Source organism: Marinobacterium jannaschii DSM 6295 (assembly GCF_000620085.1).
In the GTDB taxonomy this organism is placed as follows: domain Bacteria; phylum Pseudomonadota; class Gammaproteobacteria; order Pseudomonadales; family Balneatricaceae; genus Pontibacterium; species Pontibacterium jannaschii.
The window spans coordinates 213,980-234,517 of the sequence record NZ_JHVJ01000010.1 but is presented as its reverse complement, the minus strand read 5'-3'; the positions used below and the strand labels follow the sequence as shown (position 1 = coordinate 234,517).

The following is a 20,538-nucleotide window of genomic DNA, read 5'->3' as shown; positions in this document are numbered from 1 at the left end:
TTCTACTTTTCCAGCGCGTAGAGGTTATCTTTCATCGCATCCAACTGCAGATCAAGACTGGCGATCACATCATTGAGTGCCTGGTTATAGACCTGATCACCCACCTCTTTGATAAAGAAATCGAGCAGGAATTCGGCCTCAAAGCCACCCAGCTCAGTCTCCAGCTCCCGGCTGCAATAGTCCTGAATACGCGGGATAATCCGCGCCTTTTCATCCGCTGAAATCTTCATTTTCAAACACTCTTTTGATTTTTTAAAACAGATAAGGGCCGTAATTTAACTGCCACAATCCGTGTAACGCTATTGACTAAGCGAACGATCAGCAACAGACTAAACGCCATATCAGCTGATCAGTTGTACGCAGTGGAGGCGTTATGGAAGCTAAGGTACTTTATCTGAATCGGGATCTGAAGCAGCAATCCCCGCCGGACTTTACAACACTGCTGGCAGCCAAGCATCAGTTGACTGAATACCGCTTGAACACCGCAGAACAGCTGCCGGAACCTTGTTCCCTGGCCGACTACAACCTGCTGTTTGTTAACTACAGCGTGGTGCAGATGCTGGCCTCTGCCCAGCTCTGCGGGCTGCTGCAACAGGCCGCCTCACGGCAGATCCCCTGTATTGTACTGGGTAACCACAACGATGGGGATTTTCGTGATCATATACTGCAGCTGGGCTTCTGCGATTACCTCTGCACCCCTCTGACCCAGCCGGTGCTGAACAGCAAGATTCAAACACACCTCAATCTGGCGCAGCTCAGCCTGAAAGCCAATCAGCAGGATCAGTTACTCGATCAGCAATGTGATACCTTCTGCGATGAGCTGGCAACCGTACAGGACGCAGCCATCCTCTGCCTGGCGGCGATGGCCCGGATGCGGGATCAATCGACCGGTGACCATATCCTGCGTACCCAGCAGTACGTCAAGGCACTGGCTGAGTACCTGCGCTTTCTGCCGGAGTTCGAAGAGGAGCTGAACGATGACCGCGTCATCGAACTGATCTATAAGTCAGCGGCCCTGCACGATATCGGTAAAGTGGGGATTGCCGACCATATACTGCAAAAACCGGGACCACTCAGCAGCACCGAGTACGCCGAGATGAAGAATCACGCGCTGTTTGGCTACAACGCGGTACGGTCTGCCGAGCGGCTACTGGAGCGGGAACCCGGCGAATACGCCGCCCGCTTCCTGAGCATCGCCAAACAGATCACCCTGAGCCATCATGAACGCTGGGATGGCAAAGGCTACCCTCAGGGCCTGACTGGATCGGAAATTCCGCTGGTGGCGCGGATTATGGCCGTCGCCGATGTCTACGATGCTGTGATCTCACAACGTCCCTACAAATCAGGCCTGGATCATGAGCAGGCGCACCGGATTATCGTTGAAGGCCGCTGCCGGCACTTCGATCCGGCCGTGGTCGATGCCTTTGATGCCATTCACGATGTCTTCAGTCATATCGCGGCGACACTTGAAACGCGCTTCCCACCGGCCTGCGATTATCCGTTCAAAACTTTCCCTGCCAGTCTCCAGTAGGCGGCGGGGCTGCCCGCAATTGATACAAACAAAAACGCCGGTGAGGACTCCCCCACCGGCGTTTTCAGTCAGCCTGTCTGCAATCAGGCAAGACGGTCATCCGCAACTTTATAGCTAGGATCTTCCATCATATTCACCTCGACCAGGTTGCCTGCACGATCCAGCAGGCGGCGGCACTCGGAGCTGAGGTGACGGATATGCAGTTCTTTACCCGCTTTTTCATAGCGATCAGCCAGGGCGTCGATCGCCTCCAGACCGGAATGGTCCATCACGCGACACTCTGCGAAGTCGATAATCACCACATCCGCATCTTCACGCGGGTTGAAGCTGTCACGGAAAGTCTGGATAGAACCGAAGAACAGCGGGCCTTTTGGCAGGTAGATCTTGGTACCGTTATCCTCTTTCACCTCGATCAGCATGTGGCTGGCATGTTTCCACGCAAACACCAGCGCCGAGATAATCACACCGACAATCACCGCAATCGCCAGGTCGGTCAGCACAGTCACCACCGCAACGGTGATACCCACAATAGTGTCAGACAACGGGATCTTGCCCAGCAGGCGGAAACTGGCCCATTCGAAGGTACCCAGCACGACGATAAACATCACGCCCACCAGCGCTGCGACCGGAATCATCTCGATCAGGCTGGAGCCGAACAGGATAAAAGCCAGCAGGAACAATGCCGCCGAGATACCGGACGCACGGCCGGTACCGCCGGAGTTGATGTTGATCATACTCTGACCGATCATCGCGCAGCCACCCATGCCACCGAAGAAACCAGTCGCAACGTTGGCAACACCCTGGCCCACACATTCCTTGTTACCACGACCACGGGTCTCGGTAATCTCGTCGATCAGCGTCAGGGTCAGCAGGGACTCGATCAGGCCGATCGCCGCCAGAATCAGTGCATACGGCACGATAACCTGCAGGGTTTCAAAGTTCAGCGGCACCATCGGGATATGGAACTGCGGCAGGCCACCGGCGATAGTCGCCATCGGGTCGCCGGTCATATCACGCAGGACGTCCTGCACGTTGCGGGCATCCAGGTCGAGGCCGATCACCAGCGCAGCCACGGTCACAATGGCGACCAGAGAGGACGGCAGCGCCTTGGTCAGCTTCGGCAGGAAGTGGATAATCGCCATCGTCAGGGCGATCAGTCCCAGCATCATAAAGAGCTGGTTACCCTGCAGCCAGGCCATTTCACCGGTAATCTCATCCTTAAACTGGAACTGTTTCAGCTGTGCCAGGAAGATCACAATCGCCAGACCGTTCACGAATCCCAGCATCACCGGATGGGGCACCATACGGATAAACTTACCCAGCCGGAACACCCCGGCCAGAATCTGGAATATCCCCATCAGCACCACGGTGGCGAACAGGTATTCGACCCCGTGCATGGCAACCAGGCTGACCATCACCACGGCCAGGGCACCGGTTGCACCGGAGATCATCCCCGGACGGCCGCCGATCGTTGCCGTGATCAGGCCCACCATAAATGCGGCGTAGAGGCCGACCAGCGGCTCGACACCAGCTACAAAAGCGAAGGCTACGGCTTCCGGCACCAGTGCCAGAGCGACCGTAAGCCCGGAAAGAACATCAGCCTTGAGGCTGTTGGATTTCGTTAGAATTGTCTGGAACATTACGTCCTCTAAGCGCGGGATTTTGCCAGCATAGAAAAGCGGGGAAGTATAACAGAGACAGTTGTCGCCGCAACGCGACAGAGAGGAAAACTGGTGTAAATGGCCTGAATAGAGCGTGATCAGCCGCGAATATGCAACATAAGCTGCTGTCTTAGCTGAGGCAGGTTAGCCTGGGCAAGATCCCGGGCAAGGCATTTCAGCGGTTCGCTGCAATGGGCTACACGCTGTTGCTGCAGCTGGGCGAGGTTGCGCCATGTCGGCGGCAGATGGCCACAACGGTTGGCCATACCGCCATCGGGGTCGGCACAGAGAAAACGCACCTCGCCGATGCCGCTCATAAGCGAGCGGCTGAAGCACATCGGGCAGGGTTCCAGAGTCACCAGCAACTTCAGGCTGCTGCGATCGCTGATATAGGGGCAGTTGCGTTCCAGCTCATCCAGCGCTTCCATCTCGGCATGCCGGGCGGTATGGAAGCCGTTACTGAATACCCGGTTGTAACCCTCGGCCAGAATAGTGTTATCCGCATCGACAATCACCGCGCCGACACCGTAGCTGCCCTCACGCAGCGCCTGCAATGCCAGCAGGCAAGCCCGCCGGGCACCGGCCTCGTCATGATAGTCCTCGTTCGGTTTCATACTGTGAAACCGGTCTTGCAGCTGTTCCAGATCTTCCATTACCCAATCCCCTAAAACACCGCCTGCCTACAACAAGCTTAGTTGCACTCCCTGCTGCTGTCTTTTTTCGCCCAGCCGGTAACCCACTCCCAGCAACCGTACCGGCTTGTTACCACGGGCAAAGCCCTGCTGCATCAGAGCAGCAAACAGCGGCGGCAACGGCGCATCGTGGCATTGCTCCACCGTGGTCTGGCTAAAGTCAGCAAACTTGATCTTCACTACCGCACCAATCACGCTACGCTGGTCGCGGTGACGCTGATAGCGCTGCTCCAGTTCCTGCAACATACCGGGCAGCTGTTCCAGGCAGGGTTCCAGGCCGGGCAGGTCGCGGGAAAAGGTATGTTCTACACTGATTGATTTTCGTTCCCGTGACACCCGTACCGGCCGCTCATCCTGGCCTCGGCACAACTCGTACAAGCGCTGACCGAAACGGCCGAAATGCTCCACCAGCTGCGCCAGGGTAAAGCGATGCAGGTCACCACAACTCTCAACGCCCAGTCGCTGCAGTTTTGCGGCGGTCTTCTCACCCACCCCAAACAGACGCTTAACCGGCAATGTCTCAACAAAATCAGCGACTTCCCGGGGCCTTATGACAAAGAGACCATCAGGTTTGTTCCAGTCACTGGCTACTTTTGCCAGAAATTTTACCGGTGCCACACCGGCCGAGACGGTAATCCCCACCTCCTGCCTGACCCGCTGGCGGATCTCTTCGGCAATCAGGGTCGCACTCCCCTGATGCAGCGTGGAAGCGGAGACATCCAGATAAGCTTCATCCAGCGACAGTGGTTCGATCAGGTCGGTATAGTCGGCGTATATCGCCATAATCTGTTTTGAGACCTGGCGATATGTCTCCATATTGCCCGAGATCACTTTCAGGTCAGGACAGAGTTTCAGAGCATGGGCCGTTGCCATAGCCGAGCGTACACCATACTCCCGGGCGGCATAGTTGCAGGTGGCAATCACTCCGCGCCGCTCCGAGCTGCCACCGATTGCGAGCGGCACACTGGCCAGCGCCGGGTTGTCGCGCATCTCGACCGCGGCGTAAAAACAGTCGCAATCGCAGTGGATGATCTTGCGTTGCATAGTCACTCAACTACTGGATATTTATCCAGATATTAGCGATAAATAACGCCTTTTTCCAGATCATTGAGTGCCCATCCGGGTACAGCGGGCGGCCAGGCAAGCGCTTCTCTACATTTCAGGAATACCGGCCCGGCGCAGAAACTCCGCCTGCGAGCGCATCAGTGCCGCAAAGTCATCGCCCTCCAGCGGCCTGCTGTAGAAATACCCCTGCATCCAGTCACAACCAGCCTGTTGCAGGAAGTGGTGCTGGCCCTCGGTTTCGACCCCCTCCGCGATGGTGTTCATCCCCATACTGCGCGCCAGTGCGATGATCGACTGCACCAGCGTGGCATCATCGCGGTCGTCCAGTACGTCCTGCACAAAGGAACGATCTATTTTCAGCGTCTTAAAGGGATACTTGCGCAGGTAACTGATGGAGGAGAAACCGGTGCCGAAGTCATCGATCGACAGGCTGATACCGGCATCGTCGAGGCGTTTTATCTGATCCTCAACCTCGGGCCAGCGTTCCATCAGCAGGCCTTCGGTGACCTCCAGCTCCAGCCGCTCAGGCGCTATATCGGTTCGTTTCAACTCCGCCATCACGAATTCGGCCAGTTGCCCACGCTGAAACTGCTTGGGCGAGACGTTGATGGCGATCTTAAAGTCACGGGGTAGCAGGCCTTCCGCCCGCCAGCCCGCATACTGCTCCAGCACCCGGCTGATCACCCAGCGGCCCAACTCTTCGATAAAGCCCAGGTCCTCAGCCAATGGGATAAAGCGATCCGGCGAAACCGGCCCCAGTTTCAGGCAATCCCAGCGCAACAGCGCTTCGGCGGCCGTCACCCGGTTGCTCTTCAGGCATACCACCGGCTGGAAGTTGAGACGCATCTCCTTAAACTCAAGGGCCCGCTGCAGGTGGCTTTCGATACGCAGCCGCTCCTCGGCCATCTGGTTCATCATCGGCGTAAAGAAATGGAAACAGTTCCGCCCCCGCGCCTTGGCAGAATACATCGCAGCATCAGCGTTACTCAGCAGGGTTTCGGCATCGATGCCATCCTGTGGATAGACGGAGACACCAATGGAGGCGGTAATCAGCAGTTCATGATCGCCCAGATAGACCGGCTTGTTGAACGCATTCAGTACCTTCTCCGAGACCTTTTCCACCGCTTCCTGATTAGGGACCCGATCCATAATCACCAGGAACTCATCGCCGCCGAAGCGGGCAACAGTATCCACCTCGCGCACCGCATCCCGGAGCAGCTTGGCGGCATTCACCAGCAACTCGTCGCCGGTACTGTGACCGAAAGTGTCATTAATGCGCTTAAACTGGTCAAGGTCGATAAACATCACCACCGTATGGCGATCGTCGCGCCGGGATGCCTCTATTCCCTGCGTCAGGCGGTCCATCGCCAGAATACGGTTTGGCAGGCCGGTGACCGCATCATAGCTGGCCTGATAGGCGAGCAACTCCTCCTGCTCCTTACGCAGGGAGATATCTTCCTGAATGACGACAAAGTGAGAGATCTGCCCGTCATCCCCGGTAATCGGCGCACCGCTGACCAGCCCCCAGTAGCTGCTACCCGATTGGCGTTTGCAACTCAGCTCATTCTGCCAGTTCTGGCCAGCACTGAGCGTGGCAAGCATCTGCTGATAGACGCCCGAAGACCGCTCTGACTCCAGTACCTCCAGCGCCTGTCCGGTAATCTGTTTCAGGCTATAGCCGCTGATGGTACAGAAGGAGGGGTTGGCATACTGAACGAGTCCGTCCAGGTCCGTAATCAGAATTCCGGCCGGTGAATGCTCGACCGCCGTGGACAGCTGCCGCAACAGGGTGCTGGATTGCAGTCGCTCGGTGATATCGGTGATAAAACCGATGTAGCCCAGATGCTCGCCCTCTTCGCTATGCATCACGCTGATCGCCACATCCAGATGCATCACCGATCCGTCCTTGCGCAGGCCACGGCGCTGATAGGTCAGCCGATCGTGCTTGAGGTCCAGCGCAGCCAGCTGCTGCAGGTAATGGGCCTGCTCATCGGGATGGATAAAGTCGGCCAGCGGCCGTCCCACCATCTCCCCCTCGTCATAGCCATGAAATTCGTGCGCTATGCGGTTGGCATAGGTCAGGTTAAGGTCGGTATCGATCTGGGTAATACCGTAGGGCGATGCGGCAATCAGCTCCCGCAAGCGGCTTTCCGAATTAAAGATCTGCCGCCCGGATTCAACCTCCCGGGTAATATCCTGGCTAATCCCCAGCAGTTTGACCGTTGCCCCGGAACGATCGCGCACCACCTCGGCCTGGGTGCGCATCCAGCGCTCGCCGCCATCCGGCAGGCAGATCCGGTGTTCCCGGGTGAACGGCTTGCCCGTCTGGATCGCGTCGGTGGCCACCTGCCGGAGCTGGTCACGGTCGTCGGCATGGACCCGGTCGAGCAGCATATGACGATGGAAAGCCCGCTGATGGTCCGGCAGCTGAAACAACCGGCACATCGCTTCGGTGCAGTACAGGGTCTGGCTGACCGGATTCAGCACCCAGCCCCCCAACCGCGCCATCTGCTCGGCCTTCAGCAGGCTCAGCTCATTCAGCGCCAGCCGGTCTGCGGCCTGGGCATGTTCCAGCTCCACATCAATACGGCTGACGATCATCTTCAGCAACATCAGCACACCGCTGGAAAAGCGCATCGGCTGGCGGGCCATCAATACCAGCAGCCCCAGAGATTCGCCGTTTCGGCCTTTGAGCGGCACTCCCAGATAGCTTTCGGCCGCCATCTCCTGCAGCAGCAGATCGTCGGGAAACTGTTGCTGCAGGTTGCTGTCGTATACGCAGGGAATACCGCGCAACACTTCAGCACAGGGGGTATGTTGCAGCGCATAGGTCAGCACCGGCTGCAACTGGCCGTCGGCCATCAGCGCCAGGCTGCGCACACTGTCCTGGTTCTCCCCGTCCAGAATGCCCAGCATGGCGACATCAATCGGTAACTCTTGCGTCAGCGCCGTGACCAGTTCGTCATACAGCGCCTGACCGTGCAGATTGATTATGCGGTCTACCAGGCGGCTCATCGAGCGGTCATTAACCAGTAATTGATCCGGCTGCTGAAGACTGATGATGGCAATGCCGGTGCGCGGATTTAATGCATCCGGAGCGGGAGGGTCGATCCAGTGCAGCTGAAGACTCCAGTTCTGAGCCACCGGACCCGACTGGGCCTGTCCGGTGTTCAGCTGCTGATGCTGAAGTAATCGACGCCAGTCCGGGGATGACAGGCCGATGCTGCCGGACAGGCAGTCCAGAGGACTGGTTTCAGTAGCGGGAGTGCCGAAGCAGCCGATCCAGCCGGCACTGGCGGCCAGCACCCGGTCGGGCGCCACCAGCAGGCTCAGCCCTGACTGAGAACCGATACTCCCGATCAGCGACGGCAACCAGCCCGGCAGCTCCCTTTGCTCCGCATTTCCCTCTGAAACCCTTTCCATCTGTGCATCCTTCGCGTTAACCGGATTATTTCTGAACCTGTTGTTCAGGGCGACTTACTGATCGGTCGAGATAATGACCTCATGCATCTCAATGCCGCCACCGCCGGCAAAAGCGTCTTTGGGCATCGGATTGGCATGGGCCTTACGAAAATCCTCACTACCAACCCAGCCATCAAACGCCGCCCGGTCCTGCCATTCGGTCTGAACCACATAAGGTGCGCCGGGCTTTGCCGGACGCAGTACCGCCATCTTTACAAATCCGGGTTGCTTATCGATTTCACCCGCCCGCTTGCGAAAGCGCGCTTCAAATTCATCACACCAGCCATCATTAACATAAACCCGGTTGGATACTACAAACATCCACTGCTCCCTTAAATCCCCTGAAATTGAAACCGGCCCCTGTCACAAAAGGGTCAAAAGGCGGTCAAGCTGCAGTCACAAATCTCTCATAGATTGTTCATCATTGGAAATGAGAACGAGAAGGTCTGCAACGTGATCAACGTTGAAAAAGCGATTAGCAACAAATATCCCACTTTTGTTGAAAAACCGACGCCTCTGAAACGGTCTACCCTGTTTTTGTTACGAAAGCTGGTGCATGAGAATGAAATTAACCAGTTTCTGCAAACCAACAGCGATGCCACCGGCTTTGAGTTTATCGACCGGGTGCTGGATCACTTCAATTTTGGCTACACCCTGAGCAATAAGGACCGGATAAATATCCCCTCCTCCGGCCGGGTAGTGATTGTCGCCAACCACCCGCTGGGTGCGCTTGATGGCCTGGCACTGCTGAAAATGGTCGGCGAGGTACGCCGGGATGTAAAGATCGTGGCCAACGACCTGCTGATGCACTTCGACCCGCTGAAACGTCTGTTCCTGCCGGTGGACAATATGAGCAAAAGCACCCGTAAGGGGGATATCGCCCGTATTGTCGAATCACTGCAGAACGAGGAGGCGGTAATCGTCTTCCCGGCAGGCGAGGTTTCCCGCGCCGGATTTACCGGTATAAAAGATGGTAAATGGAACAGTGGCTTCCTGCGCTTTGCCAAAAAAGCCAATGCTCCGATTCTGCCGATCTATATCGGTGGTAAAAACTCCTCGCTGTTCTACGGCGTCTCCTACATTAACCGTAATGCCTCGACCCTGTTGCTGGCGCGGGAGATGTTTAACAAGAAGTCCATTTCCATCCGGATGCGGGTCGGCGAAACCATCCCTTTCAGCCAGCTGGACGCGGTACCTGTTTCCACCGCAGAAAAGACCAAGTTACTGAAAAAGCACCTGTATCGGATCGCTAAAAACAAAAAGCCGCTGTTTATCACCGAAAAGACTATCGCCCACCCTCAGGATCGCCAGAGCCTGAAACAGGAACTGCGCGAAGCCCAGCGCCTGGGTGAGACTTCCGACGGTAAAAAGATCTATCTGTTCGACTTCAAACCCGACTCGGCGGTGATTGCCGAAATCGGCCGCCTGCGAGAGATCGCCTTTCGCTGTGTCGGTGAAGGCACCGGCGAGAAGAAAGACCTCGACCAGTATGACCAGTACTATCGCCACCTGATCCTCTGGGATGAAGAGGAACTGGAGATCGCCGGCGCCTACCGCCTGGCGGAAAGCTGGAAGCTGGATGCGGACCAGAACCTGCTCTACAGCGGCACCCTGTTCAACTATTCAGCACAGATGAAGCCCTACTTTGAGCAGGGTATCGAGCTGGGACGCAGCTTTGTACAGCCCAAGTACTGGGGTAAGCGCAGCCTGGATTACCTCTGGTATGGTATCGGCGCCTACCTGCGCAACCATCCCCAGGTACGCTATATGTACGGCCCGGTCAGTCTCAGCAACGCCTACCCCAAGGCGGCCAAGGATATGCTGATCTGGTTCTACCGCCACTATTTCTCCGATCAGGAAGACCTCGGCCGTTCCCGCTCTCCCTACCAGATCGACAGCGAGACCGAACGCAATATGGCGCGCCTGTTCAGTGGCGATGACTACAAGGCGGATTTCCGCATCCTGAAAGAGCAGCTGGAGTTCCTCGGTGTCAGCGTGCCGACCCTGTACAAGCAGTACAGCGAGCTGTGTGAACCGGGTGGCGTTCGCTTCCTTGATTTCGGTGTCGATGCCGATTTCAACTACTGTGTCGACGGCCTGGTGCTGGTCGATATGGAATACGTAAAAGCCAAGAAACGGAATCGCTATCTGGGCACAGAGGTAAGCCGCAGCCCCGAGTTCAATTCAGCCTGAGCGCACTGCCCCCTCCCCAATCGTGTTCCAAAGCCGGGCTGCCTGCAGGCATGCCCGGCTTATCTGTAGATGCCCTGAGATCGGCCCCGGGACTGCCCGCCCCTTAACATCTCGGTTGGCAGACGGGTACAAACGCTATAATGACCATATCCGCCAACCGAGCAGCCCGTTATGAGTCAGTCCAAGCCACCGGTCACAACCTCCTCCCGACAGGATATTGATGCCTTTATCGATCAGCTACAGCGGGCTCCCGCCGTAGTCACTACTGAAGATGCCGGACGTCTGGTGTTTGCCCTGGATGCCACCGCCAGCCGCCAGCCCACCTGGGATCACGCCTGCCATCTGCAGAGTGAGATGTTCCGGGCAGCCGCTGACATCGGCGGACTGCAGGTGCAACTGTGCTATTTTCGCGGCTTCGGCGATTTCTATCACAGCGACTGGCTGAGCAATACCAACACCCTGCTTAAACAGATGAATGGCGTACAGTGTATGGCCGGTCATACCCAGATTGAGCGGTTGCTTAACCATGCCCTGTTCGAAACCCGGCTGCGAAAAGTGCAGGCGATCATCTATATTGGCGACTGTGTCGAGGAGTCCGTGGATAAGATCTGTCAGCAGGCCGGCGAGCTGGGGCTGCTGGGTACGCCGGTGTTTGTCTTCCAGGAGGGCAATGAGCTGGTCGCCAAGCGCTGCTTTAAACAGATCGCCCGCCTGTCCGGCGGCGCCTACAGCAGCTTTGGCAGCCACAGCGCTAAGATCCTGCATGATCTGCTGGCGGCGGTGGCGATCTATGCCGCCGGTGGCCGCAAAGCCCTGGAGGATTTTGCCCGGCGCAAGCAGGGCGAAGTCCTGAAACTGACCCACCAGCTTTTTGATTCCTGACAGGAATCTAAAGAAGTAGAAATCACCGTTTTACGTCATAGCAGCGGATTTTTACACTGAGCATTCCCAAGACGAGGATGCTCCGATGCCCTTATGGATAATCTGCACGCTGGTCGCAGCAGCTATGCAGGCCGTGCGTACCGCGTATCAGAAACAACTTGCCGAACAGAGCAGTGCCACCGCCGCCACGCTGGCCCGTTACCTTTTCGCCCTGCCATTCGCCTGGCTCTATCTGGCAGCCTTGCTACCCAGCCAACAGGCTCCGCTGCAGTTCAGCGCGGCGTTCTGGGGTTACAGTATCGCCGCCTCCGTGACCCAGATTATCGCCACCGTTTTAATGGTACGGCTGTTTGCCCAACGTAATTACGCCATCGGCACCACCTTCGCCAAGACCGAAACCCTGCTGATCGCCCTGCTCGGCTTTCTGATCTTCAGCGATCCCTTAGCACTCAGCGGCTGGGTTGGTGTGATGATCGGTGCCGCCGGTGTACTGCTGCTGAGTCCGGCCAAGGGGATCAACTTCAGGCAGGGCAACGGCATGGCCACCACCGGGCTGGGCTTATGCAGTGGACTGGGCTTCGCCCTGACCTCACTCTGGGTCCGCCAGGCGGGCCTGAGCCTGGGCGATCAGTGGATACTCAATGCGGCGGTAACGCTGGCCACCATGATCAGCCTGCAGACAATGATGCTGTTGATCTACATGCTGCTCCGTTCGCCCGACCCGTTACGATTGTTGTTCCGCCATCGCGGGCTCTCTATCCGGGTCGGCATCACCAGCGTTATCGGTTCAGCGGGCTGGTTTACCGCCATGACACTGGAGAATGCCGCGCTGGTTAAAACCGTCGGCCAGATCGAATTCTTCTTTATGCTCCTGCTGTCTGCACGCTGGTTTAAGGAGCAACACAGCCCCAGGGAGTATGCGGGTTTTGCCGCCATCGCCCTGTCTGTCATCTTTATTTTGTGGAATAGCTGATTCGCAGCCGCAGGCGCCTATGCCACAATAGCGGCAGCTATTCAGAGATTAAGGAGATCTGCCGTGGCCGGAGCCAGCCTGTTAACCCTGCTAGACGATATCGCCACCGTACTGGACGATGTTGCCGTGATGTCTAAAGTCGCCGCCCGCAAAACGGCCGGGGTACTGGGCGATGACCTGGCCCTGAATGCCGAGCAGGTGTCTGGCGTGCGTGCGGAGCGTGAGATTCCGGTGGTCTGGGCCGTGGCCAAGGGTTCGTTTCGCAATAAGCTGATCCTGGTTCCGGCAGCGCTGCTGATCAGTGCCTTTATTCCCTGGCTGATCACCCCCCTGTTGATGCTCGGCGGCGCTTTCCTCTGTTACGAGGGCTTCGAGAAGGTAGCCCACAAGTATCTGCACAGCGCCGAAGAGGATGCCGCCGCGCGGCAGAAAATCAGCCAGGCCCTGAACGACCCGAGCACCGATATGGTGAGCTTCGAACGGGAAAAGATCCGGGGGGCAATCCGCACCGACTTTATTCTCTCCGCCGAGATTATCGTTATCGCCCTGGGAACAGTACAACAGGCGGAACTGATCACCCAGATTATGGTGATTTCAACCATCGCCCTGCTGATGACCGTCGGCGTCTACAGTCTGGTGGCTGGCATCGTCAAGCTGGACGATGCCGGGCTCTGGCTGGTTAACCGCGCCGAACGGGATCAGAACGGCGGCTTGCAACGCTGGTTCGGCGAACAGTTGCTGGCCTTTGCACCGCGGCTGATGAAACTGCTGACGGTGGTCGGTACCATCGCCATGTTTATGGTGGGAGGCGGTATTCTGATGCATGGCATACCCGGCTCACATGAGCTGATCCACCCTGTCACAGAAGCTGTAGCGTCCATCGCCGCCATCGGCCCGCTATTGGCGGTGCTGACACCGACCCTGCTGAATGCGCTGGCCGGACTGATCGCCGGAGGCCTGATTCTGCTCCTACTCAGCGGCGCAAAAAAACTGACCGGAAACTAAGGCCCCCTGGCCACTCTATACTGATAATCAGTTCATTTAATCAGGAGTTACTGTGCACCCCTTCGGATTATTCCTCCTCAGCCTGTTTTTGATCTGCGGTTACTTCTGGGTACGCAGCCAGCCCGCAAAACAACAGCGCAGCGCCAGCCTGAAGCTGGCAATGCTGGTGGTGGTACTGGCCCTGATCTATCTGGCGGTCACGGGCCGGCTGCACTGGCTTGGCGCGCTGATTGTGGCCGTGCTGCCGTTCCTGAAAAAGCTGTTCCCTCTTTTACTGCGGCTTATCCCCTTCGGCAGCCTGCTGAAACGAAGCGGCAACCCGGGCCATAGCTCCAGCGGTAACACTTCCGAGGTCAGTACCGCGATGCTGACGATGATACTGGATCACGACTCCGGCCAGATGCAGGGTAGCGTCACCGCAGGCCAGCTGCAGGGACGACCGCTCAGCGGCCTCAGCGAACAGGAGTTTATGCAGCTGCTGAGCGAATGCCGCCGACAGGACAATGAATCTGCCCGGCTGCTGGAGGCCTATCTGGACAAACGCTTCGGCGACAGCTGGCGGCAGGATGATCCGGGCAATGGTCAGCAACAGGCACATGAACCGGGCGGCCCCATGAGTAATGAAGAGGCCTGCCAGATTCTGGGGCTGAACAGCGATCCCTCTGAGCAGGAGGTCATCGACGCCCACCGCCGCCTGATGCAGAAGGTGCATCCGGATCGCGGCGGCAGCGATTACCTGGCCGCGAAGATCAATCAGGCCAAGGATCAGCTGTTGAAGGCCTGAAGCGGCCGGAATTCGCCCACAAAGGCATTTTTCAAGCGCACCGGAAATGCCTCTGTGCTAGCCTATAGCGATTGAATCCACAGCGCGTTAAACAGGAGAAACTATGGCGTGGAATCCTAACAGCCGGGGCAAGTCCAGATACGGTAAGACCAACCAGAAACTGAGCGCCCGCGGCACCCTGGAGCAGATCGAAACCGAAGGCCCCTTCAACGACTGGGTAGGGATGCCTCAGTACTACGTCCACCATATTACGGTTGATGGCGAGAAATACCGCTATCAGTCGGTCGATCAGGAGATCGCTATCGAGCTGGGCAAGAAAGTGACCTTCCGTTACCGCGAAGCCAGTAAAGAGAAGCTGATCGACAAGAACTCACTGGGCGTGGTGATCGATCCGTCCGAGTTAACCTAGACCACAACAGCCCGCCTCATGGGCCAGATGGTCAGCTGATGATAGAAAGCCCCGCCTGCGCAGTGCAGAGCGGGGCTTTTTTCTACGCTGGGGAATCGCCTTAAAGACCGGCCCCGGTGTCAGTCCCTGACGACAAACACCGAGCAGGCGGCATGACGCACCACCCTTTCGGCATTAGAACCGATAAAGTAGCTGCTGACACCCGGCTTTCGCGCCATCATCACGATGGCGTCACAGTTCAGGCGCTCTGCGACTTCCAGTATCTGGTCGTGCGCTACGCCCTGTGTCACATGCACCTGCGCACTGAATTGAGGCGACTTAAGCTGCGCTTTAATCGCCTCCAGCCGCTGCAGCGCATCCTCCCGGTGGCGCTGCATCAGGCTGCTGTCCATATGCGGTGAACCTGCCTGATGGATCCGACTCTGATCGACAAACAGCAGGTGCAGCCGGGCATCCAGACCACCGCAGATCGTTCGCGCGGTATCCAGCAGGCGATCCTGCTGTTGCAGATGGGACAGGTCGACCGGTAGCAAAATATTCTGAAACATCACAATTCCCCTCTAGCCCATCACTTTATTCGGCAGCCACAACACGATCTCCGGAAAGACCATGCAGAGCACCAGTACACAGAGGTTCAGCAGGATAAACGGCGTCACCGAGCGGTAGATATCCGCCATACCGACTCCGGCCGGCGCAATGCCTTTCAGGTAGAACAGCGCAAAGCCATAGGGCGGTGTCTGCACTGCGATCAGGATATTAATAATCATCAGCACCCCAAACCAGATCGGGTCATAGCCCAGCGAGACCGCGATTGGCGTAAACAGCGGCGCGCACATCAGTACGATAATGAACTCATCGATGATGAATCCCAGCATCAGCATAATCAGCTGGAACATGATAATGATCATGATCGGCGGCAGATCAAGCCCCTCGGTAAAGCCTGCCACCATATTCTGCACCCCCATCAGCAGATGGAAGTTACTGAACACCGAGGCCCCGAAGATGATCCACATCGCCACACTGACCAGAATTGCCGTTTGCATTCCGGCTGTCTGGAACATCTCCAGCTTAAAGCGCTTAAATACAATCGACAGCAATATAGCGCCCACCACGCCGATCGCACCCGACTCGGTTGGCGTCGCGATACCGCTGATGATGCTGCCCAGTACCACTACGATCAGCAGGATCGAGAAGAAACCGTCACGGGCAATACGAAATTTCTGCTGCGGCGGCAACTCAACTGTGTCTTGCAACTCCTGGTCCAGAGGCGCTTTCTCCGGGTTCAGGCGGCAGCTGATCACCACATAGGCCACCAGCAGAGAGATCATCAGCAGTGCCGGCATCATCGCACCCAGAAACATCCGTCCCACCGAGTTCTGAGTCGAGGCGGCAAACATAATCATCGGAATACTGGGCGGGATCAGAATACCCAGGCCGCCACCGGCCATGATTACGCCCAGCGCCAGCTTGCGGTCATAGCCACGCTCCAGCATCGGCTTCAGGGCGATACTGCCAGAGGTCATAATACCGGCCCCGATAATGCCGACCATGGCACCGATCATCGAGCAGACCCAGATAACGCTGATCGCCAACGAGCCGCGCACCCGGCCGATCAGCATCTGACTGGCATTAAACATGGCATCACCGATACCGGACTTGGTCAGCAGCTGGCCCATGTAGATATAAAGCGGAATTGCCAGCAGGATAAAGCTGAAGAAGGTCGACTCGATGGTGGAAGGAACGATGTTGAAGATCCCCTCCCCCCAGGTGAAATAGCCCACGGCCATCGCTATACCACCCAGCGCCAGGCCAACCGGGGCACCAAGGGCAAAGAACACCAGGATACACAGCAGCAGAATGCCGGTTAATACTTCGATACCCATCAGCTTACTCCTGCTCCAGCAGATGTTGGCCGCTGATCAGGTGATAGCCTTCGGCCAGCATATCGCGGCTCATCTGAGCAATAAAAAGAACGCAGGCCAGCACCAGCATGGCCCAGAAATGAAACATCGGCGGTGCCCACTCACTCTGGCGGCGGTAGTCGTATTCCAGCGCCTCCTCCAGCTTGACCAGCCCCATCTCGGCAATTACCAGCAAGAAGAAGATCGCCAGCGCATAGGAGATCAGGTTGAACAGCGCCCGGGTCTTACGCGATACGCTGAGGTAGAGGATATCGACATTGATATGTGCCCGCTGTTGCTGCGCCCAGGCGCCCCCCAGGGCGGCAATGTAACCAAACATAAACAGCGACAGGTCAAAGGCCCAGATCGTGGGTTGCCCGAGGAAGTAGCGGGAGAAAACCTCATAGGCAACCACGCCGGCCAGCAGCGGCATCAACAGTGCCGCGGCCTTGCCTGCCGCCATCACTACCACGCCGACAAAGCCACAATAGCCTTTCAGTACTTTAATCATCATAGAGAAGCTCCGGTGAGGAGCCCGCCACGGTCAAGTGACGGGGTACTCAGGTCGAAGTGTTACTGGCTGTTACGCAGGATATCGATCAGCTGCTTGCTGTACTTGTCCTGTGCAGCATACTGATCCCAGAGACCTGCTCCGGCTGCTGCCCAGGCCTTGCGATCGGCGTCGGAAGGCTGCGGGCTCCACTGCATACCCTTGGATTCCATCTCGGCAACGGCTTCAGATTCCCACTTGCGGGAGAAGTTGAGCTGGTCTTCGGCGTGTTTTTCGGTCGCCGCGCGTGCCGCCGCTTTCAGGTCATCCGGCAACTTTTTCCAGGCATTTCGGTTTACGACGATTGGCAGAACCTGGGCACCGGCCAGCGGCAGGCGATACATATATCTGGCAACCTCAACATGGTTTCCGTCGCGGTGATCAATCATATTGCTGCCGATAGAACCATCGATTACACCGGTCGCCAGGCTGGTATAGATCTCGCTCCAGGCCAGGGAGACAGGAGCAGCACCCAGGTTGCGCAGGAACTTGCCGTAGGCGCCCGGTGCACGGATCTTAAGTCCTTTGAAGTCTTCGACTGAGTTGATCTTCTTCTTGGTGAGGATATATACCGGGGGCTGAATGTAAGGTTCCAGCCAGACCATGCCCTGAGCGCCGTAGGCCTTGGTCAGCACCTCGCCCCAGCCCTTTTCATGAAACAGTGACTGCAGTTCCTGCGGGTCGTCCGTTCCACCGGGCAGGCCGATCTCAACGATACCGGCCGGCAACTCGCCTGCGTGCATCGACTGGAAGGGTGCGCCCATGGTAATCAAACCGGATTTCACCGCCCCCAGCAGGCCGGAGGTACCCACCCCTTCACCGGAATACAGCACCTGAACCTTGATGCGGCCACCGGACCGGGTTTCGATATTCTTCGCCAGACTTTCATACAGGTCACCAAAGGCAGTACCCCGGCTGTAAAGATTACTAAAGCGCCAGTTGTGCTCTGCAGCGGACACTTCGGTGGCAACTGCGCCGGCTCCCAGGGTCAGGGCCAGTGCGGATAGGGTGAGTTTTTTCTTCAGATGCTTGATCGTCTTAAACATGTCAGATACCTGCATTTTGTTGTTATTTATCTTCTGTTCAACAGAAGCTGCGATACAGAGCAATCTTTCCAAAACCAAGGGCACCGATAAATCCAGCCGTCCCGACCTAAAGGTTCGGCTTTCTTTACGTAAAACATCTGATACGTTTGTATATTCAACCTGCCGGCCGGCTAGAATTACCCGGTCATCGCAGGTTTAGTGGACAGCGCGACCCTGCACTCCACGGCTGACTGAGATTAAGTACAGGTAACCAATATGAAGAATTACGCGCTGGGTCAGGTCGGCGATTTTGAAATCAAGCAGCTGAAGATATTCAAGGCGGTGGCGGATTGCGGCGGCTTCTCTGCCGCAGAGACGGCATTGAATATCAGTCGACCGACAATCAGCACCAACATTGCCAACCTGGAATCCCGCCTCAATATGACGCTGTGTAAGCGCGGCCGGGCAGGCTTCTCTCTCACGGAAGAGGGTCAGGTCCTGTATGACCAGACCAATCAGTTGCTGGAGGTGCTGGATAACCTCAGGAACACCATCAACAATCTCGGCGCCAGTCCTTCCGGCCAGCTGAAACTGGCAACCAGTGACGCCTTCAGCCTGGATCCACGCTGTCGCATGCCGCAGATCATCAGGCATTTCTGTCGCGCGGCCCCTGACGTGGAACTGATTATCAGCGTCGAGCAGATGATGGATATGGAACGTAAGGTGCTGAACGATGAGATCGATGTGGCGATTATCCCCTACCACCGTCCGCTGAAGGGGCTGGACTATATGCACCTGTTTACCGATCTTAACTACCTCTACTGCGGCCAGGATCACCCCTTCTATACGCTCAGCAGTGAGGCCTTAAACGATGAGATGATCAGTCAGGCACGCCTCGCCCATGCCGGGCTCAAACCCCATCAGGAGGTCTATGACCAGCTCTCCAGCCTCAACCCCAGTGGCGTCTCTTACTATTACGAAACCCGCATTGCCATGTTGTTGTCGGGCGAATTTATCGGCTTCCTGCCGGAAGCCGTGGCGGCGCCCTATGTCGCCAATAGCACGCTAAAGAAGATCGCCGCCGAAACCCGTTCGTTCTCCCTTGGCGGCGCGGTGATCAGCAAAAAATCATCGCAGCCTAACCGTGCAAAGGACCTGCTGCTACAGACCATAGGCACTATCTTCAGCGATATCGACCTCGACAATATGGCACCTTACTGAGCACGTTCAGGCACAAGAAAGCGGCCGGTCAGAGTCACCGGCCGCTCAGTTGCCGGCGTCTACTTGCTAACCGGATCGACAGCCGCTGGTTGACGCCCGCCGGACAGCCGCCGGAAAACCCGGTCGCCCCAGAAATAGCAGGCCAGCCCGCTGATCACCAGTAAAGCACCGGCCAGCAGGTTGAAGCTCAGCAGCTCCTGATTCACCAGATTACCCAGTGCCAGGGCAAATACCGGACAGACCAGTGTCACCAGATTCAGCGTGGTGGCGCTGAGCCGCTTCAGCAGGTAGAAGAAGCTGAGGAAACCGATGATGGAACCGAACACCGCCAGATAGATCATCGCCCAGAGACCGCGATCATCCAGTGCGACCTGCGGGATCTCTCCGCCCTCCAGCCAGAAGGCGATCAGATAGAGGGGCTGGGCGAACAGCAGCGCACCGGTGGTCTGTGCCAGGGGATGGATACCGGCATCGATCTTCTTTACCAGCACATTGGAGACGCTATAGATCGACACGGCACAGAGCACCAGTGTCACGCCAAAGATCCCCTCTTCGCCCAGCACCAGATCATCCGCCATCACCACGGCCAGCCCGGCAAGCGCGATCAGCAAGGCCACCAGACGGGCCGGTGTCATACTGCGCTCACCCAGCAATGGAATCGCCACCAGGCCGCTCAGCAGCGGTGACAAGCCCCAGATCAGCGACAGCAAGCCCGATGGAATATACTGGCTGGCGACATAACCGCTGTACATAGCACCAAACAGCATCACCACTGAAGCCAAGTAGGAATGCACTGCCTTGCGGTGCCAGGGAAGTCGCAGCCCCATCGCACGCATCAGCAACAGGGCCAGTGGCAGTGCAAGCGCCATACGACCGAGACCCGCCAGGGCACTGCCCAGGGATTCGGCGCTCCAGGCCAGTCCCAGCGGGGTGGTAGACCAGATGAGTAACACAGCGACATAAGCTGCCTGCACTGACATTTTTGTAACTCCTTCGTTTTTAAGTTGGTAATCCCTGACCGCATCATCCGGATTCGGAGCCCGCTGCGACGGCAACAAAAAAGGCCGCAGTGGTAAGCTGCGGCCTTTCTTCGACTGAATCGTTATCAGCTAACGGGTTCAGTTAAGCGCTCCACAGCACAGATCAGAGCAACGCGCAGTCGCACCGGCATCCAGGCGGCTGCG

The 20,538-nt window shown here is 57.2% G+C and carries 19 protein-coding genes; 8 read left to right on the top strand and 11 right to left on the bottom strand.

The window, feature by feature from the left end; translation table 11 throughout:
* Positions 1 to 2: 2 nt before the first annotated feature.
* Positions 3 to 230, bottom strand: a complete 228-nt coding sequence (locus Q354_RS0108945; protein ID WP_036229096.1) for a DUF2164 domain-containing protein — start codon at positions 228 to 230, stop codon at positions 3 to 5.
* A 143-nt stretch (positions 231 to 373) separates the two neighbouring features.
* Here Q354_RS0108945 and Q354_RS25145 point away from each other — a divergent pair, with 143 nt between their 5' ends.
* Entirely contained in the window at positions 374 to 1,531 is a 1,158-nt protein-coding gene (locus tag Q354_RS25145; RefSeq protein ID WP_051559999.1) for an HD domain-containing protein, read from the top strand.
* Positions 1,532 to 1,614: 83 nt separating this feature from the next.
* Here Q354_RS25145 and Q354_RS0108935 read toward each other — a convergent pair whose 3' ends face one another.
* The 5 genes from Q354_RS0108935 to Q354_RS0108915 form a co-directional block, all read right to left on the bottom strand.
* Entirely contained in the window at positions 1,615 to 3,171 is a 1,557-nt protein-coding gene (locus Q354_RS0108935) for a SulP family inorganic anion transporter (protein WP_027857306.1), read from the bottom strand.
* Between the two features lie 119 nt (positions 3,172 to 3,290).
* Positions 3,291 to 3,845, bottom strand: coding sequence for a nucleoside deaminase (locus tag Q354_RS0108930; protein WP_027857305.1), 555 nt, complete (start codon positions 3,843 to 3,845; stop codon positions 3,291 to 3,293).
* Positions 3,846 to 3,872: 27 nt separating this feature from the next.
* On the bottom strand, positions 3,873 to 4,928 hold the full coding sequence (dinB, locus tag Q354_RS0108925) for a DNA polymerase IV (protein ID WP_027857304.1): 1,056 nt from the start codon (positions 4,926 to 4,928) through the stop codon (positions 3,873 to 3,875).
* Positions 4,929 to 5,036: 108 nt separating this feature from the next.
* On the bottom strand, positions 5,037 to 8,372 hold the full coding sequence (locus Q354_RS27315) for a bifunctional diguanylate cyclase/phosphodiesterase (RefSeq protein WP_051559998.1): 3,336 nt from the start codon (positions 8,370 to 8,372) through the stop codon (positions 5,037 to 5,039).
* 54 nt (positions 8,373 to 8,426) lie between these two features.
* Positions 8,427 to 8,732, bottom strand: a complete 306-nt coding sequence (locus tag Q354_RS0108915; RefSeq protein ID WP_027857303.1) for an antibiotic biosynthesis monooxygenase family protein — start codon at positions 8,730 to 8,732, stop codon at positions 8,427 to 8,429.
* 132 nt (positions 8,733 to 8,864) lie between these two features.
* Between Q354_RS0108915 and Q354_RS0108910 the strand changes: the two genes are divergently transcribed.
* From Q354_RS0108910 to Q354_RS0108885, 6 genes are all read left to right on the top strand, one after another.
* A complete protein-coding gene (locus Q354_RS0108910) occupies positions 8,865 to 10,604 on the top strand; it encodes a GNAT family N-acyltransferase (protein ID WP_027857302.1) in 1,740 nt (579 codons plus the stop codon).
* 171 nt (positions 10,605 to 10,775) lie between these two features.
* Positions 10,776 to 11,486 (top strand): hypothetical protein, encoded by a 711-nt coding sequence (locus Q354_RS0108905; RefSeq protein ID WP_027857301.1) that lies wholly within the window; start codon positions 10,776 to 10,778, stop codon positions 11,484 to 11,486.
* An 85-nt stretch (positions 11,487 to 11,571) separates the two neighbouring features.
* Positions 11,572 to 12,459 carry a DMT family transporter gene (locus Q354_RS0108900; protein ID WP_027857300.1) on the top strand — a complete coding sequence of 296 codons (888 nt, stop codon included), beginning with the start codon at positions 11,572 to 11,574 and terminating at the stop codon, positions 12,457 to 12,459.
* Between the two features lie 63 nt (positions 12,460 to 12,522).
* Positions 12,523 to 13,464 (top strand): DUF808 domain-containing protein, encoded by a 942-nt coding sequence (locus tag Q354_RS0108895; protein ID WP_027857299.1) that lies wholly within the window; start codon positions 12,523 to 12,525, stop codon positions 13,462 to 13,464.
* 52 nt (positions 13,465 to 13,516) lie between these two features.
* Positions 13,517 to 14,248: a J domain-containing protein gene (locus Q354_RS0108890; RefSeq protein WP_027857298.1), complete on the top strand. Its 732-nt coding sequence runs from the start codon at positions 13,517 to 13,519 to the stop codon at positions 14,246 to 14,248.
* A 103-nt stretch (positions 14,249 to 14,351) separates the two neighbouring features.
* On the top strand, positions 14,352 to 14,657 hold the full coding sequence (locus Q354_RS0108885) for a hypothetical protein (protein WP_027857297.1): 306 nt from the start codon (positions 14,352 to 14,354) through the stop codon (positions 14,655 to 14,657).
* A 119-nt stretch (positions 14,658 to 14,776) separates the two neighbouring features.
* Here the strand turns inward: Q354_RS0108885 and Q354_RS0108880 are convergent, their stop codons facing one another.
* Genes Q354_RS0108880 through Q354_RS0108865 form a run of 4 tightly spaced genes read right to left on the bottom strand, consistent with a single transcriptional unit; the run spans position 14,777 to position 18,154 of the window.
* The gene (locus Q354_RS0108880; protein ID WP_027857296.1) at positions 14,777 to 15,205 is read right to left on the bottom strand and encodes a universal stress protein; all 429 of its coding nucleotides are present in this window, start codon (positions 15,203 to 15,205) and stop codon (positions 14,777 to 14,779) included.
* A 12-nt stretch (positions 15,206 to 15,217) separates the two neighbouring features.
* Complete coding sequence (locus Q354_RS0108875) at positions 15,218 to 16,540, bottom strand: TRAP transporter large permease (protein ID WP_027857295.1); 1,323 nt, start codon at positions 16,538 to 16,540, stop codon at positions 15,218 to 15,220.
* A gap of 4 nt (positions 16,541 to 16,544) precedes the next feature.
* On the bottom strand, positions 16,545 to 17,072 hold the full coding sequence (locus Q354_RS0108870) for a TRAP transporter small permease subunit (RefSeq protein ID WP_027857294.1): 528 nt from the start codon (positions 17,070 to 17,072) through the stop codon (positions 16,545 to 16,547).
* A gap of 59 nt (positions 17,073 to 17,131) precedes the next feature.
* Positions 17,132 to 18,154 carry a TRAP transporter substrate-binding protein gene (locus Q354_RS0108865; protein ID WP_027857293.1) on the bottom strand — a complete coding sequence of 341 codons (1,023 nt, stop codon included), beginning with the start codon at positions 18,152 to 18,154 and terminating at the stop codon, positions 17,132 to 17,134.
* Positions 18,155 to 18,409: 255 nt separating this feature from the next.
* On the opposite strand from Q354_RS0108865, the gene Q354_RS0108860 reads away from it, so the two are divergent.
* Positions 18,410 to 19,354, top strand: a complete 945-nt coding sequence (locus tag Q354_RS0108860; RefSeq protein WP_027857292.1) for a LysR family transcriptional regulator — start codon at positions 18,410 to 18,412, stop codon at positions 19,352 to 19,354.
* A gap of 59 nt (positions 19,355 to 19,413) precedes the next feature.
* On the opposite strand, the gene Q354_RS25135 is transcribed toward Q354_RS0108860, so the two are convergent.
* Complete coding sequence (locus Q354_RS25135) at positions 19,414 to 20,334, bottom strand: DMT family transporter (protein ID WP_036229092.1); 921 nt, start codon at positions 20,332 to 20,334, stop codon at positions 19,414 to 19,416.
* Between the last annotated feature and the right edge of the window lie 204 nt (positions 20,335 to 20,538).